This window comes from Cryobacterium sp. MP_M3, from assembly GCF_015752155.1.
Lineage (GTDB): Bacteria > Actinomycetota > Actinomycetes > Actinomycetales > Microbacteriaceae > Cryobacterium.
Genome location: NZ_JADOVI010000008.1, coordinates 58,919 through 73,377, shown reverse-complemented (window position 1 = coordinate 73,377; position 14,459 = coordinate 58,919). Strand labels below are relative to the sequence as shown.

12 protein-coding genes are annotated in these 14,459 nt (G+C 68.1%); 7 read left to right on the top strand and 5 right to left on the bottom strand.

The features are described from left to right. Positions 1-60: 60 nt before the first annotated feature. A complete protein-coding gene (locus IWX89_RS10790) occupies positions 61-1,002 on the top strand; it encodes a COX15/CtaA family protein (protein ID WP_307836513.1) in 942 nt (313 codons plus the stop codon). Here the strand turns inward: IWX89_RS10790 and IWX89_RS10785 are convergent. The 5 genes from IWX89_RS10785 to IWX89_RS10765 all read right to left on the bottom strand — a co-directional run bounded on the left by IWX89_RS10785 (position 999) and on the right by IWX89_RS10765 (position 5,817). Beyond that, complete coding sequence (locus tag IWX89_RS10785; protein WP_196903567.1) at positions 999-1,994, bottom strand: glycine betaine ABC transporter substrate-binding protein; 996 nt, start codon at positions 1,992-1,994, stop codon at positions 999-1,001. The two genes, IWX89_RS10790 and IWX89_RS10785, sit on opposite strands and share 4 nt — an antisense overlap. A 44-nt stretch (positions 1,995-2,038) precedes the next feature. Further along, positions 2,039-2,785, bottom strand: coding sequence for an ABC transporter permease (locus tag IWX89_RS10780; protein ID WP_196903566.1), 747 nt, complete (start codon positions 2,783-2,785; stop codon positions 2,039-2,041). Then, positions 2,782-4,086, bottom strand: coding sequence for an ATP-binding cassette domain-containing protein (locus IWX89_RS10775; protein WP_307836512.1), 1,305 nt, complete (start codon positions 4,084-4,086; stop codon positions 2,782-2,784). Before IWX89_RS10775 ends, IWX89_RS10780 begins: the two co-directional genes overlap by 4 nt. Then, positions 4,079-4,720 (bottom strand): ABC transporter permease, encoded by a 642-nt coding sequence (locus IWX89_RS10770; protein WP_196903565.1) that lies wholly within the window; start codon positions 4,718-4,720, stop codon positions 4,079-4,081. Before IWX89_RS10770 ends, IWX89_RS10775 begins: the two co-directional genes overlap by 8 nt. A 176-nt stretch (positions 4,721-4,896) precedes the next feature. After that, on the bottom strand, positions 4,897-5,817 hold the full coding sequence (locus tag IWX89_RS10765) for a heme o synthase (RefSeq protein WP_196903564.1): 921 nt from the start codon (positions 5,815-5,817) through the stop codon (positions 4,897-4,899). A 301-nt stretch (positions 5,818-6,118) separates the two neighbouring features. On the opposite strand from IWX89_RS10765, the gene tkt reads away from it, so the two are divergent. The 6 genes from tkt to pgl are packed head-to-tail and all read left to right on the top strand — an operon-like array spanning position 6,119 to position 14,343. After that, positions 6,119-8,212: a transketolase gene (gene tkt / locus IWX89_RS10760; protein WP_196903563.1), complete on the top strand. Its 2,094-nt coding sequence runs from the start codon at positions 6,119-6,121 to the stop codon at positions 8,210-8,212. Positions 8,213-8,271: 59 nt separating this feature from the next. Beyond that, positions 8,272-9,405, top strand: coding sequence for a transaldolase (gene tal / locus IWX89_RS10755; protein ID WP_196903562.1), 1,134 nt, complete (start codon positions 8,272-8,274; stop codon positions 9,403-9,405). Then, positions 9,402-11,009 carry a glucose-6-phosphate isomerase gene (locus IWX89_RS10750; protein WP_196903561.1) on the top strand — a complete coding sequence of 536 codons (1,608 nt, stop codon included), beginning with the start codon at positions 9,402-9,404 and terminating at the stop codon, positions 11,007-11,009. Before tal ends, IWX89_RS10750 begins: the two co-directional genes overlap by 4 nt. Positions 11,010-11,069: 60 nt before the next feature. Next, entirely contained in the window at positions 11,070-12,611 is a 1,542-nt protein-coding gene (zwf, locus tag IWX89_RS10745; RefSeq protein ID WP_196903560.1) for a glucose-6-phosphate dehydrogenase, read from the top strand. Beyond that, positions 12,608-13,576, top strand: coding sequence for a glucose-6-phosphate dehydrogenase assembly protein OpcA (locus IWX89_RS10740; protein WP_196903559.1), 969 nt, complete (start codon positions 12,608-12,610; stop codon positions 13,574-13,576). The genes zwf and IWX89_RS10740 overlap by 4 nt, the downstream gene beginning before the upstream one ends. Further along, positions 13,573-14,343 carry a 6-phosphogluconolactonase gene (pgl, locus tag IWX89_RS10735; protein WP_196903558.1) on the top strand — a complete coding sequence of 257 codons (771 nt, stop codon included), beginning with the start codon at positions 13,573-13,575 and terminating at the stop codon, positions 14,341-14,343. Before IWX89_RS10740 ends, pgl begins: the two co-directional genes overlap by 4 nt. Positions 14,344-14,459 lie beyond the last annotated feature (116 nt).

Below are 14,459 nucleotides of genomic sequence, written 5' to 3'. Positions count from 1 at the left end.
GGGATTAGTAGTGCGATCCGGCGTTTTCACATGTGCCACAGCGAAGAGGAAGCAGAACCGGTGAAACGGATTTCGGAATGGTTGCCCACGAGCGTTGACAAACGGGTTCGAGTGGTGGCCTGGATCTACCTCGCCGCCCAGATCCTTCTCGTGGGCACGGGAGGTCTGGTGCGGCTCACCGGTTCCGGCCTCGGGTGCCCGACCTGGCCCCGGTGCACGGACGCATCCTTCGTCAACACGCCCGAAATGGGCATCCACGGCGTGATCGAGTTCGGCAACCGGCTGCTCGGCGTCGTGCTGGGGCTGGTCGCGATCGCCGCGTTCCTGGCGGTCGTGCGACTGCGCCGGTCGCGTCCCGACCTGTTCTGGCTTGCGTTGCTGGCCGGCCTGGGCATCCCCGCGCAGGCGGTCATCGGCGGGGTGAGCGTGCTCGTGAAACTCAACCCGTACGTGGTCGGGCTGCACTTCGTCATCTCCGTCGCCCTGGTCGTTCTCTGCACGGTCTTCCTGCACCGCGTCTACACCGGAAACCCACCCCGGGTGCCGGCCGTCCCCGGCTGGTTCCGGTTCCTCGCGTACGTCACGAGCGCGCTCGTCCTGGTCACCATCCTCGTCGGGATCGTCACCACCGGTTCCGGCCCGCACGCCGGGGACGCGAACGCGCCGCGCAACGGCCTCGACTCCGAGCTGCTTCAGCACGTGCACAGCTGGCCGGCCTATGCCACCCTCGCCCTGACGATCGCCCTCGTGATCGCCTCGGTCGCCCTGACGCTCCCGCCGCGCGGCTGGGCCGTGCTGCTGCTGATCATCGAGGCCGGCCAGATCGGCGTCGGCCTGCTCCAGGCGAACGTCGGGCTCCCGCCCGCGCTGGTCGGCATTCACATGGTGCTGTCCTGCGTTCTCGTGGCGGGCATGACCGCGCTCGTCCTGAACCTCACGGTGCCGTCGGCGAAGGCGTCGCCGGCGGCCGGCCCGCTCGCGGAGAGCGCCGCCGCCCGTTAATCGGGATCGGTGATGAATCCCCGGGCCTTCATCCAGGCGAAGGCGACGTCGGCGGGTTCTTCACCGTCGACGTCGACCTTGCGGTTGAGGGCCCTGAGCACCTTGTCGGTGAGGGCCGGCGTGATCTGGTCGAAGACATCCGCCAGCTCCGGGTGCTTCGTCAAGGTGTCGGTGAAGTACACGGGGGCCACGTTGTAGGCAGGGAAGAACGCCCGGTCGTCGGTCAGCACGGTCAGCCCGAGGGAGTCGATGCGGCCGTCAGTGGTGAACACCTCGCCGAAGTTGCAGTCCCCCTTGTCGGTGGCGCTGTACACCGCACCGCCGTCGTAGATTCCTACGTTGGCGTCCGGGACGCCCGCGGCGGTTCCACGCTCGAGCCCGTAGGTTTTGAGCATCGGGTTGAAGCCGTCGGAGCGGGAGTTGAATTCCGCCTCGACGCAGAAGGTGCGTTCCGCCGCGGGAAGCGCCGCGATCTGCGACATCGTGCTGATTCCGCCGAGCTTCGCGGCCGCCTCGCTGCGGATGGCCAGGGCGTAGGTGTTGTTCATCGGGGCGGGACTACCCCAGGTGAGCCCGTTCGCCAGGTCGGCGTCGTGCACGGCCTTCCACTGGGCTGCCTGGTCGGGGATGCCCTCGGACTGGGCGAGGTAGGTCAGCCAGGCCGTGCCGGTGTACTCCCACATGAAGTCGGCCTGGCCGAGGGCGAGGAGTTCGCGCGCGGGCTGGCTTCCGGGCAGGTTGCTCAGGTCCGTGACGGAGAACCCGGCGGCCTGTGCGGCCAGCACCGCGATCTTCCCGAGGATGAGTTGCTCGGTGAAGTTCTTCGAGGTGACCGTGAGCGACGCGTTCTTGAGTCCGGGGATCGGCCGGATGGTGCCCGGGCCGACGGCCGGCACGTAGGAGGTGGCCGGCGACAGTCCGCAGCCGGTCAGGGCGAGCCCGGCGACCAGCAGCACTGCCGGGGCGACGAGGCGTCGTCGTGGATTCGTCATGGTTCGGCCGTTCTCGTGTGTCGGCGTGGTGGACCGGGGTGGCATCAGAGGCCCTTCGGCCGGGCGAGCTGTTCGACGACGCGGCCGAGCCAGTCCACCAGGAGGGCGAGGAGCGCCACCAGCAGCGAGCCGGTCACGAGCACGGAGGTGAGCTTCAGGTTGACCCCGGTCGTGATCAGGATGCCAAGTCCACCCCCGTTGATGAACGTGGCGAGGGCAGCGGTCCCGACCAGCAGGACCATGGCGGTGCGGATGCCGGCGAGCATGACCGGCACCGCGAGCGGGAGTTCGACCCGCAGCAGCACGGCGGCGGCGCTCATCCCCATCCCCCGGCCGGCCTCCACCAGCCGGGCGTCCACCTGCTGGAGCCCGACGATGGTGTTCCGCAGCACCGGCAGCAGGGCGTAGAGCACGAGGCCCATGGTCGCCGCCCAGAAACCGAAACCCAGCCAGAATGCGAGGAGCACGACCAGCCCGATGGCGGGGGCGGCCTGACCGATGTTCGCGGCGGTGAGCACCGGGCCGGTGAACCGCCGCATCGCGGTGCGCGTGAGGGCGACGCCGAGCGGTACCGCGATCAGCAGCACGATCACGGCGGCGACGAGGGTGAGTTGCAGGTGTTCGACGGTGTAGCCCCACAGTGCGGCCGGGGCGAGCGTCGTCAGCTCGGTCTTCGACAGGTCAGCGGTGGCCAGCCAGCCCGCGAGGCCCAGTCCGGCGGCGACGATCCCGGCCAGTTGGAGCGCCAGGCCGCGCCAGGCGGCGCGGCCTGGCGCGGGGGCCCTGCTCACGGCGCTGCCGGGGCGTCGCCGGCCGCACCCGACGGGCCGGGATTGTCGGCGGGAGCACTGTCGTCGCCCTCGTCGCCGGTGGCTGGTGTGCTGAAGATGCCCGTGTTCAGCCCGACCGGGGCATCCGTGGAGTCCAGCGCCGCCGCATCCTGAGACCGGCCGATCGCGTCCATGACGGTCTTGATGTCGATCACGCCCTTGAACACGTCACGGCGGCCCGTCACGAGCGCAGCCCCGGCGCTGGACACGAGCATCGTGTCGAGCGCGTCGCTGAGCGTCGCCCTGCTCCCCACCACGGGCAGGGCCGGATCCGGCGTCGAACCGATCGTCTCGAGCCGGTCCAGTTTGCGGCGGGACAGCCATTGGATGGGACGTTCCCGCGAGTCGACGACCACGGCGTGGCCGTGCCCGGCGGCGACGATCCGGGCGAGGACGTCCCCCGCCGGCTCGCCTGGCCGGGCGAGGACCGCCTTCTCCATTCCCACATCGGCGACCCTTGTCAGCGTGAGCTGTTTCAGCCCGGCCCCTGACCCGATGAAGTTCTCCACGAACTCGTTAGCCGGGTTGCCCAGGATCCGTTCCGGTGTGTCGTATTGCACGAGCTGGGCGCCCTCGTCGAAGATCGCAATCCAGTCGCCCAGTTTCACGGCCTCGTCGAAGTCGTGGGTCACGCAGACGATGGTCTTCTGCAGTTCGTCCTGGATGTTGATCAGCTCGTCCTGCAGGCGGAGGCGGGTGATCGGATCCACCGCCCCGAAGGGCTCGTCCATCAACAGCACCGGCGGGTCGGCAGCCAGGGCACGGGCCACCCCCACACGCTGTTGCTGACCCCCTGAGAGTTCCTTGGGGTATCGGTCCCGGTACTGCTCAGGGTCAAGGGATACCAGCTCGAGCAGTTCGTCGACCCGAGCCGCAACACGCTCCCTGGTCCAGCCGAGCATCCGGGGCACGATGCCGATGTTCGTGGCGACCGTCATGTGCGGGAACAGTCCGCCGGCCTGGATCACGTAGCCGATTCCCCGACGGAGCCGGTCGCCGTTCATCTGCGTGACGTCGTCGCCGTCCACGACGATCCGGCCCTCGGACGGTTCGATCAGTCGATTGATCATCTTGAGCGTCGTGGTCTTGCCGCAGCCGGATGGGCCGACCAGCATGACCGTCTTGCCGGCGGGGATCTCCATGGTGAGGCCGTCGACGGCCGGCCTGGCCTGGCCTGGGTACCGCTTGGTCACGTGGTCGAGCAGGATGCCGGCCCCGGTCACGACGGAGTCGGCCGGTTTGGCGGGTGTGTGTTCAGGCACGGATACCTCGCGGGATGGTCAGGCGGCCGAGGCCGACGAGCAGGAGATCAAGGATGAGGGCCAGGATGATGACCCCGACGACACCGGTGACCACGGATTCGAACGAATTGGCGCCCCCGAGCCGGGAGAGGCCGGAGAAGATGAACCCGCCGAGGCCTGGGCCGAGCGCGTAGGCCGCCACAGCGGCCACGCCCATCACCATCTGGGCAGAGACCCGGATGCCGGTCAGGATGATCGGCCAGGCGAGCGGCAGCTCCACCTGGACCAGGGACCTGAATCTGCTCATGCCGATCCCCCGTGCCGCCTCGACCACGGTCGGCGCGATGCCGGACAGGCCGACGACGGCATTGCGGAGGATGGGCAGCGTGGCGAAGAACGCGACCACGATGACGGCGGGCAGCACACCGAAACCGAACGGCGAGATGAGCAGGCCGATCAGGGCGAAGGACGGGATGGTCAGGCCGATGGCGGAGACCGAGTTCACGACGCCGGTCAGAGCCGGGCTGCGGTAGACCAGCGCGGCGATGACCACGGCCAGCACTGTCGCCAGCACCAGGCACTGCACGACGAGGCTGAAGTGCTGCCAGCTGGAGAACAGGATCTGCTCATACCGGTCGCCCAGGAAATCCAGCACTTCGAGACCTCTTCACGTGGGTGACTGACGGAACTGACACGGCAGTTGATGGCACGTCGCGTAGGCCGGGGCGGATCGCCTCCTGCGAACAGGAGGCAAGGTCAGACTACAGCAGAGTCGCCCCCCGAACGGGGACCGGTCATGGTCAGGGCCCGGCCGCAGGAAGATGGGGAAGGCTAGAAGGGCAGCAGCGGGTCGATGCCGACGGCGACGAACAAGAGAGTCAGATAGACGATCGAACCGTGGAAGACCCGCATCGGCGACACGTGCTCGTGCCGGATGGCGAGGCTGTACAGGCGGTGCGTTTCATAGATGAACCAGCCGCCGCTGACCAGTGCCGTGAAGGCGTAGACAAGCCCCATGTCGGCGATCGGGATGAGCAGCAGTGAGCAGGCGACCGTCGCCCAGGCGTAGAGGATGACCTGCAGGCCGACCTGGCTGCGCCCGCGGATGACCGCGAGCATCGGCACCCCGGCGGCCTGGTATTCGCTGCGGTATTTCATCGAGAGCGGCCAGTAGTGCGGCGGGGTCCAGAGGAAGATGATCAGGAACAGGATGAACGGTGGCCAGGACAGGTCTCCGGTGACCGCGGCCCAGCCGATCAGGACCGGCATGCAGCCGGCGATACCGCCCCAGACGATGTTCTGCGCGGTGCGCCGTTTGAGTACCAGCGTGTAGAAGACCACGTAGAGCAGGATGGCGCCGAGCGACAGCAGTGCGGCGAGCCAGTTGGTGAACACCCAGAGCCAGACGATGGACACGGCACCGAGCACCCACGCGAACACGAGGGCCTGACGATCGGTCAGCTCCCCTGTCACCAGCGGACGGCCCTTGGTGCGGTCCATCACCCGGTCGATGTCCCGGTCGATGTAGCAGTTGAAGGCGCCGGCCGATCCGGCGCTGAACGCACCGCCGACCAGGGTCGCCAGGACCAGCCACAGGCTCGGGATGCCCTGCTGCGCCAGGAACATGGTCGGCGCGGTCACGACGAGCAGAAGCTCGACGACCCTCGGTTTGGTCAGAGACAGGTAGGCCAGGAACGTGCGCCGGAATGAGCGGGTTCGGCTCACGGTCGGGGTTGAGACGGGTCCGGGCATGACTCCTCTTACGCTGTGCATTGTGAGACGAGTCTAGGCGATCCGGCCGTGCGGATAAGGCAGGGGCGCTCCGGACCGGGGCATCGGGGATCCGGTGCCATCCAGCGTCACATCGCTCGGCCGTTTCTCGACGACTGCCTATACTGGGGGGTGCTCGCCAATCTCGGTGCATGCGCGGATCCACCGAAGTCGGGCCTCTGCCGCAATGCCTGGATGACGTCGATGTCCACGGGCGCGCTCAATCCAATGGGTGCGGGTTCTCGACAACCTGCCCCCTTTGTCTACGAAGGGTCAAGACCAAGTGGCAGCACTGCAGTGGGATTCGATTGACAACAAGGCGGTCGACACCGCACGTCTCCTCGCGGCTGACGCCGTCGAGAAGGTCGGGAACGGGCACCCGGGAACGGCGATGAGCCTTGCACCCGCCGCCTATCTCCTGTTCCAGAAGGTCATGCGCCGCGACCCTGCCGACAATGAATGGATCGGCCGCGACCGGTTCATCCTCTCGGTCGGACACAGCTCCCTCACGCAGTACGTTCAGTTGTACCTCGGTGGCTACGGCCTCGAACTCGACGACCTCAAGGCCCTTCGTACCTGGGGTTCGAAGACACCGGGCCACCCCGAATACGGTCACACCGACGGTGTCGAGATCACCACGGGTCCCCTCGGCCAGGGACTAGCCTCCGCGGTCGGTTTCGCCTACGCCTCTCGCTTCGAGCGCGGCATGTTCGACCCGGACGCGGCGGCGGGCACCAGCGTGTTCGACCACTTCGTCTACGTGATCGCCGGCGACGGCGACCTGCAGGAAGGTATCACCAGCGAGGCGTCCTCGCTGGCCGGCCACCAGCAGCTCGGCAACCTGATCGCGATCTACGACAGCAACCAGATCTCGATCGAGGACGACACCAACATCGCCTTCACCGAAGACGTCGCGGCCCGCTACGAGGCCTACCACTGGCACGTGCAGACGGTCGACTGGAAGAAGACGGGCTCCTACGTCGAAGACGTGCAGGCGCTCAACGACGCGATCGAGGCCGCCCAGGGCGTCACCGACAAGCCGTCCCTGATCATCCTGAAGACCATCATCGGCTGGCCCAGCCCGAAAAAGCAGAACACCGGCAAGATCCACGGTTCGGCGCTCGGCGCCGACGAACTGGCGGCCGTCAAGGTGATTCTCGGCTTCGACCCGGAGCAGACCTTCGAGGTGGCCGACGAGGTCATCGAGCACACCCGCAAGGCACTCGACCGCGGCGCGGCCGCGCACTCCGAGTGGGATGCCGCGTTCCGGGTCTGGGCTGAGGCCAACCCCGAGCGCAAGGCGCTGCTCGACCGGGTCCTGTCCGGCGAACTCCCCGAGGGCGTCGAAGCGGCCCTCCCCGTGTTCGAAGGCGGCACCGAGGTGTCGACGCGCGCGGCATCCGGCAAGGTCCTGACGGCGCTCGGCGCCGTCGTCCCCGAACTCTGGGGCGGCTCGGCCGACCTCGCCGAGTCGAACAACACCACCATCGGCGGTGCAGCCTCGTTCATTCCCGGCGAGCACTCCACCCATGAGTGGACGGGAAACGAGTACGGCCGAGTGCTGCACTTCGGCATCCGCGAGCACGCGATGGCCGCCATCCTCAACGGCATCGTGCTCCACGGCAACACCCGCCCGTTCGGCGGCACGTTCCTGATCTTCAGCGACTACATGCGCCCAGCGGTCCGGCTTGCCGCGCTGATGAAGGCCCCTTCGATCTTCGTCTGGACGCACGATTCCGTCGCCCTCGGCGAGGACGGTCCCACCCACCAGCCGATCGAGCAGCTCGCGACCCTGCGCGCCATCCCCGGCCTGGACGTGGTGCGCCCCGGCGACGCCAACGAGGTGTCGTGGGCCTGGAAGACGATCCTCGAACGACGCAACGGCCCGGCCGGGATCGTGCTGACCCGCCAGAACATCCCGGTGTTCACCCGCGGCGACGGCGAAGCATCCGGTGACGTCCTCGCCTCGGCGCGGAACGTGGCCAAGGGCGCCTACATCCTGGCGGAGGCCGCCAACGGCACCCCCGACGTCATCCTGATCGGAACCGGCTCAGAGGTGCAACTGGCGCTGGCCGCCAGGGACCAGCTGAAGTCTGAGGGCATCAACGCGCGCGTCGTGTCGGCGCCGAGCCTCGAATGGTTCACGGAACAGTCAGCGGAGTACCGCGAGTCGGTCCTTCCGAAAACTGTGACGGCCCGGGTATCGATCGAGGCCGGAATCGCGTTGACCTGGAATAGCTACGTCGGCGATCGCGGCCGCAGCATCTCCATCGAGCACTTCGGCGCATCGGCGGACTACAAGACCCTGTTCCGCGAATTCGGTATCACAACGGAGGCCGTCGTCGCCGCCGCCAAGGAATCGCTCGCCGCCCACTGAGCTCCTCGACGGCGCCCATCCCCCACACCTGAATCACCCGCTTCACTAGGAGAATCACTATGACCGAGAACACTCCCCTCGCCCAGCTTTCCGCTGCCGGCGTCAGCATCTGGCTCGATGACCTGTCCCGCGAACGCATCGTTTCCGGCGGCCTGCAGAATCTGATCGACACGAAGAACGTCGTCGGTGTGACCACCAACCCCACCATCTTCGCCGGCGCCCTGAGCAAGGGCGACGCGTACGTGGAGCAGGTGGCGGCCCTCGCCGCCGGCGGCGCCACCGTACAGGAGGCCGTCTTCGAGATCACGACCGACGACGTCCGGGCCGCCAGCGACATCTTCCGCCCGGTCTACGACGGCACCCGCGGCGTCGACGGCCGGGTCTCGATCGAGGTCGAGCCCGGCCTCGCCCACGACGCGGCCGGCACGGTCGCCCAGGCCGAGGAACTCTGGGCCAAGGTCGACCGTCCCAACGCCATGATCAAGATCCCGGCGACCATCGAAGGTCTCGACGCGATCACCGCGACCATCGCGCAGGGCATCAGCGTGAACGTCACCCTGATCTTCAGCCTCGAGCGTCACCGCCAGGTCATCAACGCCTACCTGTCCGGCCTGGAGAAGGCCCGCTCCGCAGGCCTCGACCTGTCGACGATCCATTCCGTGGCCTCGTTCTTCGTGTCCCGCGTCGACACCGAGATCAACCAGCGCCTCGAAGCCATCGGCACGGATGCTGCCCTCGCCCTCAAGAGCAAGGCCGGCGTCGCCAACGCCCAGCTGGCCTACGAGGTCTTCGAGCAGGCGTTCTCCAGCGAGCGCGCCCTCGGCCTGCTCAATGCCGGCGCCAACAAGCAGCGCCCCCTTTGGGCATCCACCGGCGTCAAGGACCCGGCCCTGCCGGACACCCTCTACGTGACCAACCTGGTCGCACCCGAGGTCGTCAACACGATGCCCGAGAAGACGCTCGAGGCGACGCTCGACCACGGTGTCATCCCCGCCGACTCGGTCACCGGCGCCTACGACGAGGCCAATGCCGTGCTCGACGCCCTCGCGAACGAAGGCGTCTCCTACGTGGACGTCACCCAGGTCCTCGAGGCCGAGGGTGTCGCCAAGTTCATCGTGTCCTGGAACGAACTCCTCGAAACCGTCTCCGTGGCGCTCGACGCAGCGAAGGCCACCACGACGGCAGCACTGTGAGCTTCCGCATCTCGGTCAGCGGCGCGGCCGCCGACGCCGTGCGCAGCACGGTCCCGACCCTCGTCGCCGACATGGTCGCGTCCGGTATCACCGCGCTCGACCCGGCCCTGTGGGGTCCGGAAGCCGAGGACGAGGCTGCCAAGCGACTGGGCTGGACCGAGTCGGTTTCCGACTCCCGTCCGCTCATCCCCGAGATCCTGGCGCTGCGCGACGAACTGCGCGCCGCGGGAGTGAACCGGATCGCCCTCGCCGGCATGGGCGGCTCCTCGCTCGCGCCGGAGGTCATCACCCGCACCGCCGGAGTGCCGCTGACGGTACTCGACTCGACCGACCCCGGCCAGGTCCTTGCCGCACTCGGCGAGCACCTCGCCGCGACCGCTCTTGTCGTCTCCTCCAAGTCGGGCTCGACCGCGGAGACCGACAGCCAGCGTCGCGTGTTCGAACGTGCCTTCCGCGAAGCCGGCATCGACCCGGCCGAGCGGATCATCGTCGTCACCGACCCTGGCTCCCCGCTGGACGCGTCCGCGCGCGCCGCCGGTTACCGCGTCTTCAACGCCGATCCCACCGTCGGCGGTCGATTCTCCGTGCTGACCGCCTTCGGTCTGGTGCCGTCCGGCCTGGCCGGGGTGGACATCGCCGAGTTGCTCGACGAGGCCGAGGCGATCTCGATCGCGCTTGCCGTGGACAGCCCGGAGAACCCGGGGCTCATCCTCGGTGCGGCGATCGCCGCCACCACGCCGCGCCGGGACAAGCTCGCCATCGTCGCCGACGGCACGCACATCGTCGGTTTCGCCGACTGGGCCGAACAGCTCATCGCCGAATCCACCGGCAAACAGGGAAAGGGCATCCTCCCGGTCGTCGTCGGCCTGGATGCCCCCGAGCTCTCGGAGAACCTCCCCGACGTCCAGGTCGTGCGCCTCGTCGCCGATGCCGGGGTGGAGGTCTACTCCGCCCGAGACGGCGCGGATGAGATCCGCGTCAGCGGAACCCTCGGGGCGCAGTTCCTGGTCTGGGAGTACGCCACGGTCATCGCCGGGCGCCTGATCGGCATCAACCCGTTCGATCAGCCCGACGTGGAGGCTGCCAAGATCGCCACCCGCGGCCTGCTCGACGCCCGCCCGGAACCCGCTCCCGCGGCGTTCATCGCGGACGGCATCGAGGTCAGGGGAACTGCCCACGTGATCGGGGCCGCCAGTGACCTGGCATCCGCGATCGACGCGCTCCTGGAGGAGCTCGGCCCGGACGGTTATGTGTCCGTGCAGGCCTACGTCAACCGCCTGGCCCTGCCGCAGCTCGCCGAGATCCGCGACCTGCTCGCGGCCCTCGCCAAGCGCCCGGTGACCTTCGGGTGGGGACCTCGGTTCCTGCACTCGACCGGTCAGCTGCACAAGGGCGGCCCGGCCACCGGTGTCTTCCTGCAGATCCTCGCCACTCCCCCCGTCGACCTGGACATCCCGGAGCGCCCGTTCACGTTCGGCGAGCTCATCCAGGCCCAGGCCAGTGGAGACGCGAGCGTTCTGGCCGACCATGGTCGCCCGGTGCTCACGCTCACGCTCACCCAGCCGGAAGCGAACGTGGCGTCACTGTTCGCTGCCCTCCGCTAACCGAATCCCGTCACCCGGCCGGCCACGGCCACGCCGCTGTGCACACCCTGAAGGAGCTGCATGTCCCCGGTGGAAATCACCCCGGAGTTCAACCCGCTGCGATCGCCCTCCGACTACCGCCTGAATCGAATCGCGGGGCCCAGCAGCCTCGTCATTTTCGGCGTGACCGGAGACCTCTCACGGAAGAAACTCATGCCGGCCGTCTACGACCTGGCCAACCGGGGCCTGCTGCCGCCCGGGTTCGCCCTGGTCGGCTTCGCCCGGCGGGACTGGGACAACGAGGACTTCATGAAGGTGGTGCACGACTCCGTCAAGGAGTTCGCCCGCACCGAGTTCCATGAGGATGTCTGGGCTCAGCTGGCCGAGGGCATCCGTTTCGTTCCGGGGACGTTCGACGACGACGAGTCGTTCGAGCGTCTCAAGGACACGATCGCGTCGCTCGATGAGGAACGCGGAACGATGGGCAACCACGCGTTCTACCTGTCGATCCCGCCGAAGGCCTTCCCGCAGGTGACCGAGCAACTGAGGCGGTCCGGGTTGGCGGAACAGAAAAACGGGCAATGGCGGCGTGTCGTCATCGAGAAGCCGTTCGGCAGCGACCTGCAGACCGCGCGCGAACTTAACGACGTCGTCGAGTCGGTCTTCCCGCCCGACTCCGTCTTCCGGATCGACCACTACCTGGGCAAGGAGACGGTCCAGAACATTCTGGCGCTGCGTTTCGCCAACCAGTTGTACGAACCGATCTGGAACGCCAACTACGTCGACCACGTGCAGATCACGATGGCCGAGGACATCGGCGTCGGCGGCCGGGCCGGCTACTACGACGGGATCGGCGCGGCCAGGGACGTGATCCAGAACCACCTGCTCCAGCTCCTGGCCCTCACCGCGATGGAGGAGCCCATCTCCTTCGACGCGGCAGACCTCCGCACGGAGAAGGAGAAGGTGCTGGCGTCGATCCGCCTGCCGGAAGACCTCGCCACCGGCACGGCCAGAGGCCAGTATGCCGGCGGCTGGCAGGGCGGGGAGAAGGTCCTCGGCTTCCTCGAGGAGGATGGCATGGACCCTGAATCGGTCACCGAGACGTATGCGGCGCTCCGCCTCACGATCGACACCCGTCGCTGGTCGGGGGTGCCGTTCTACCTTCGGGCAGGCAAACGCCTCGGACGCCGCGTCACCGAGATCGCCGTCGTGTTCAAGCGCGCGCCGCAGCATCTCTTCGCGAAGGGCAACACGGCCGACCTCGGCCAGAACGCCCTCGTGATCCGAGTGCAGCCCGACGAGGGCGTCACAATCCGATTCGGTTCCAAGGTGCCGGGTGTGGGCATGCAGGTGCGAGACGTCACGATGGACTTCGGCTACGGCCATGCCTTCACCGAGGCCAGCCCGGAGGCTTACGAGCGCCTGATCCTCGACGTGCTTCTCGGCGACCCGCCCCTCTTCCCGCGGCACGAAGAGGTGGAACTGTCCTGGAAGATCCTCGATCCGATCGAGGAGTTCTGGGCCGAGCAGGGACAACCGGAGCAGTACCGTCCGGGAACCTGGGGCCCGGCCTCAGCCGATGAACTGCTGTCTCGCGACGGCCGACACTGGAGACGCCCATGATCGTCGATCTTCCCGACACCACCACCTCCAAGATATCCAAGGCCCTGGTCAGGATCCGCGAAGAGGGCGGCGCGGTCGCTCTCGGCCGGGTCCTCACCCTGATCATCGCGTCGACGATGGGCCATGAAGAGGAGGCCATCGAGGCCGCGAACGACGCCTCCCGCGAACACCCGATGCGGGTCATCGTCGTGTCCACCCAGGCGCTCGATGACAAGGGCCTGGCCACGACACCACGCATCGACGCGGAGATCCGGGTCGGCGGCGACGCCGGCGCGAGCGAGGTCATCGTGCTCCGCGCCTACGGCGAGGCCGCCAGCGACCCGGAAAGCCTGGTCACCGGTCTGCTGCTGCCGGACGCTCCCGTCGTCGCCTGGTGGCCCGGTGTGGCCCCTGCCGTGCCCGCCGAGTCCCCGCTCGGACGCATCGCCTACCGCCGGATCACGGATGCGTCCGCGCAGCTCGACCCGCAGGCCGCACTGCATCACCTCTGCACCTCCTACCGCCCGGGTGACACCGACTTCGCCTGGACCCGGCTGACCTTGTGGCGAGCCCAGCTCGCCGCGGTCCTCGACCAGCCGCCCTACCAGCCCGTCACAGCCGTTCAGGTGTCCGGTGCGTCGGATTCCCCGTCGACGGCGCTGCTGGCGGCCTGGCTGCAGTTGCAGCTGCAGGTTCCGGTCAGCTACGAGTTCACCACCGACCCGCTGTCCAGCGGCATCCGCGGCGTGCACCTCACCCGGGCGGCCGGGGTGATCTCGCTCGAGCGCGAGGTGCCCGGCATCGCCACCCTCACCCAGCCGGGCCAGCCGGTGCAGGACCTCACCCTCAAACGGCGCAGTCTCCGCGACTGCCTCAGCGACGAGTTGCGCCGCCTCGATCCTGATGAGCTGTATGGTGAGGTCATCACGCGCGGCCTCCCGCACCTTGACGATGTGGTCGCAGATCAAACCGAAGGACGACCGTGACCAACGAACGACGCGTACTCGTACACCCCGACCGGGCCGCCCTCGCTGCGTCGGTGGCGGCTCGATTCATCACGACGGCCGTGGACATCCTGCACGAGCAGGGCGAGATCAATGTGGTGCTCGCAGGCGGTTCCGTCGCCAACGAGGTGCTCGAGGCGATCAACGCCTCAGCCGCCAGGGACACCATTGACTGGGACCTGGTCACCTTCTGGTGGGGCGACGAGCGCTGGGTGCCGAAGAACGACCCCGAACGCAACGAACTGCAGGCGCGGAACGCCCTCCTCGACCACATCGCGGTCCCCGAGGCCAACATCCGCCCCTTTGCGGCGTCGGACGAGGGCATCGATCTCGATTCCGCGGCCGCCGCCTACGCGGCCCAGCTCGAGGCCGCGTCCATCGAGGGCACTGCCCTTCCGCGCTTCGACATCACGTTCCTTGGCGTCGGCCCTGACGGGCACGTCGCGTCGCTGTTCCCGCACCAGCCGGGGATCAGGGAATCGGAGGCGAGTGTGCTCGCCGTCCGGGATTCCCCCAAGCCCCCCGCGGAACGACTCAGCCTGAGCCGGCCAGCCCTCAACTCCTCCCGGTGCATCTGGATGGTCCTCGCCGGGCCGGACAAGGCATCCGCCCTCGGGCTCGCCCTCGCCGGCGCGAGCCGTGACGAGGTTCCCGTGGCCGGGATCAAGGGACGCCGGTACACGAACTTCTTCGTCGACAAGGAAGCCGCCGCAGAGGTCCCGGAGAACCTCACGGCGTCGACCTTCTGACCTGACTCGGAAGCAGGCTGCGCGAGCCGGCCCAGACGAGAAGAGGGCGGCGACAAAAAGAGCGGGCCCCGATTTATCGGGGGCCGCTCTGTGTCGTCCGGAACCGGGGATCGGAC

What these genes read in the sequence shown, in the direction of transcription:
- IWX89_RS10740 (WP_196903559.1), top strand. Translation starts at nt 12,608, where the DNA reads ATGATCGTCGATCTTCCCGACACCACCACCTCCAAGATATCCAAGGCC.
- zwf (WP_196903560.1), top strand. Translation starts at nt 11,070, where the DNA reads ATGTCCCCGGTGGAAATCACCCCGGAGTTCAACCCGCTGCGATCGCCC.
- IWX89_RS10785 (WP_196903567.1), bottom strand. Translation starts at nt 1,994, where the DNA reads ATGACGAATCCACGACGACGCCTCGTCGCCCCGGCAGTGCTGCTGGTC.
- IWX89_RS10765 (WP_196903564.1), bottom strand. Translation starts at nt 5,817, where the DNA reads ATGCCCGGACCCGTCTCAACCCCGACCGTGAGCCGAACCCGCTCATTC.
- tal (WP_196903562.1), top strand. Translation starts at nt 8,272, where the DNA reads ATGACCGAGAACACTCCCCTCGCCCAGCTTTCCGCTGCCGGCGTCAGC.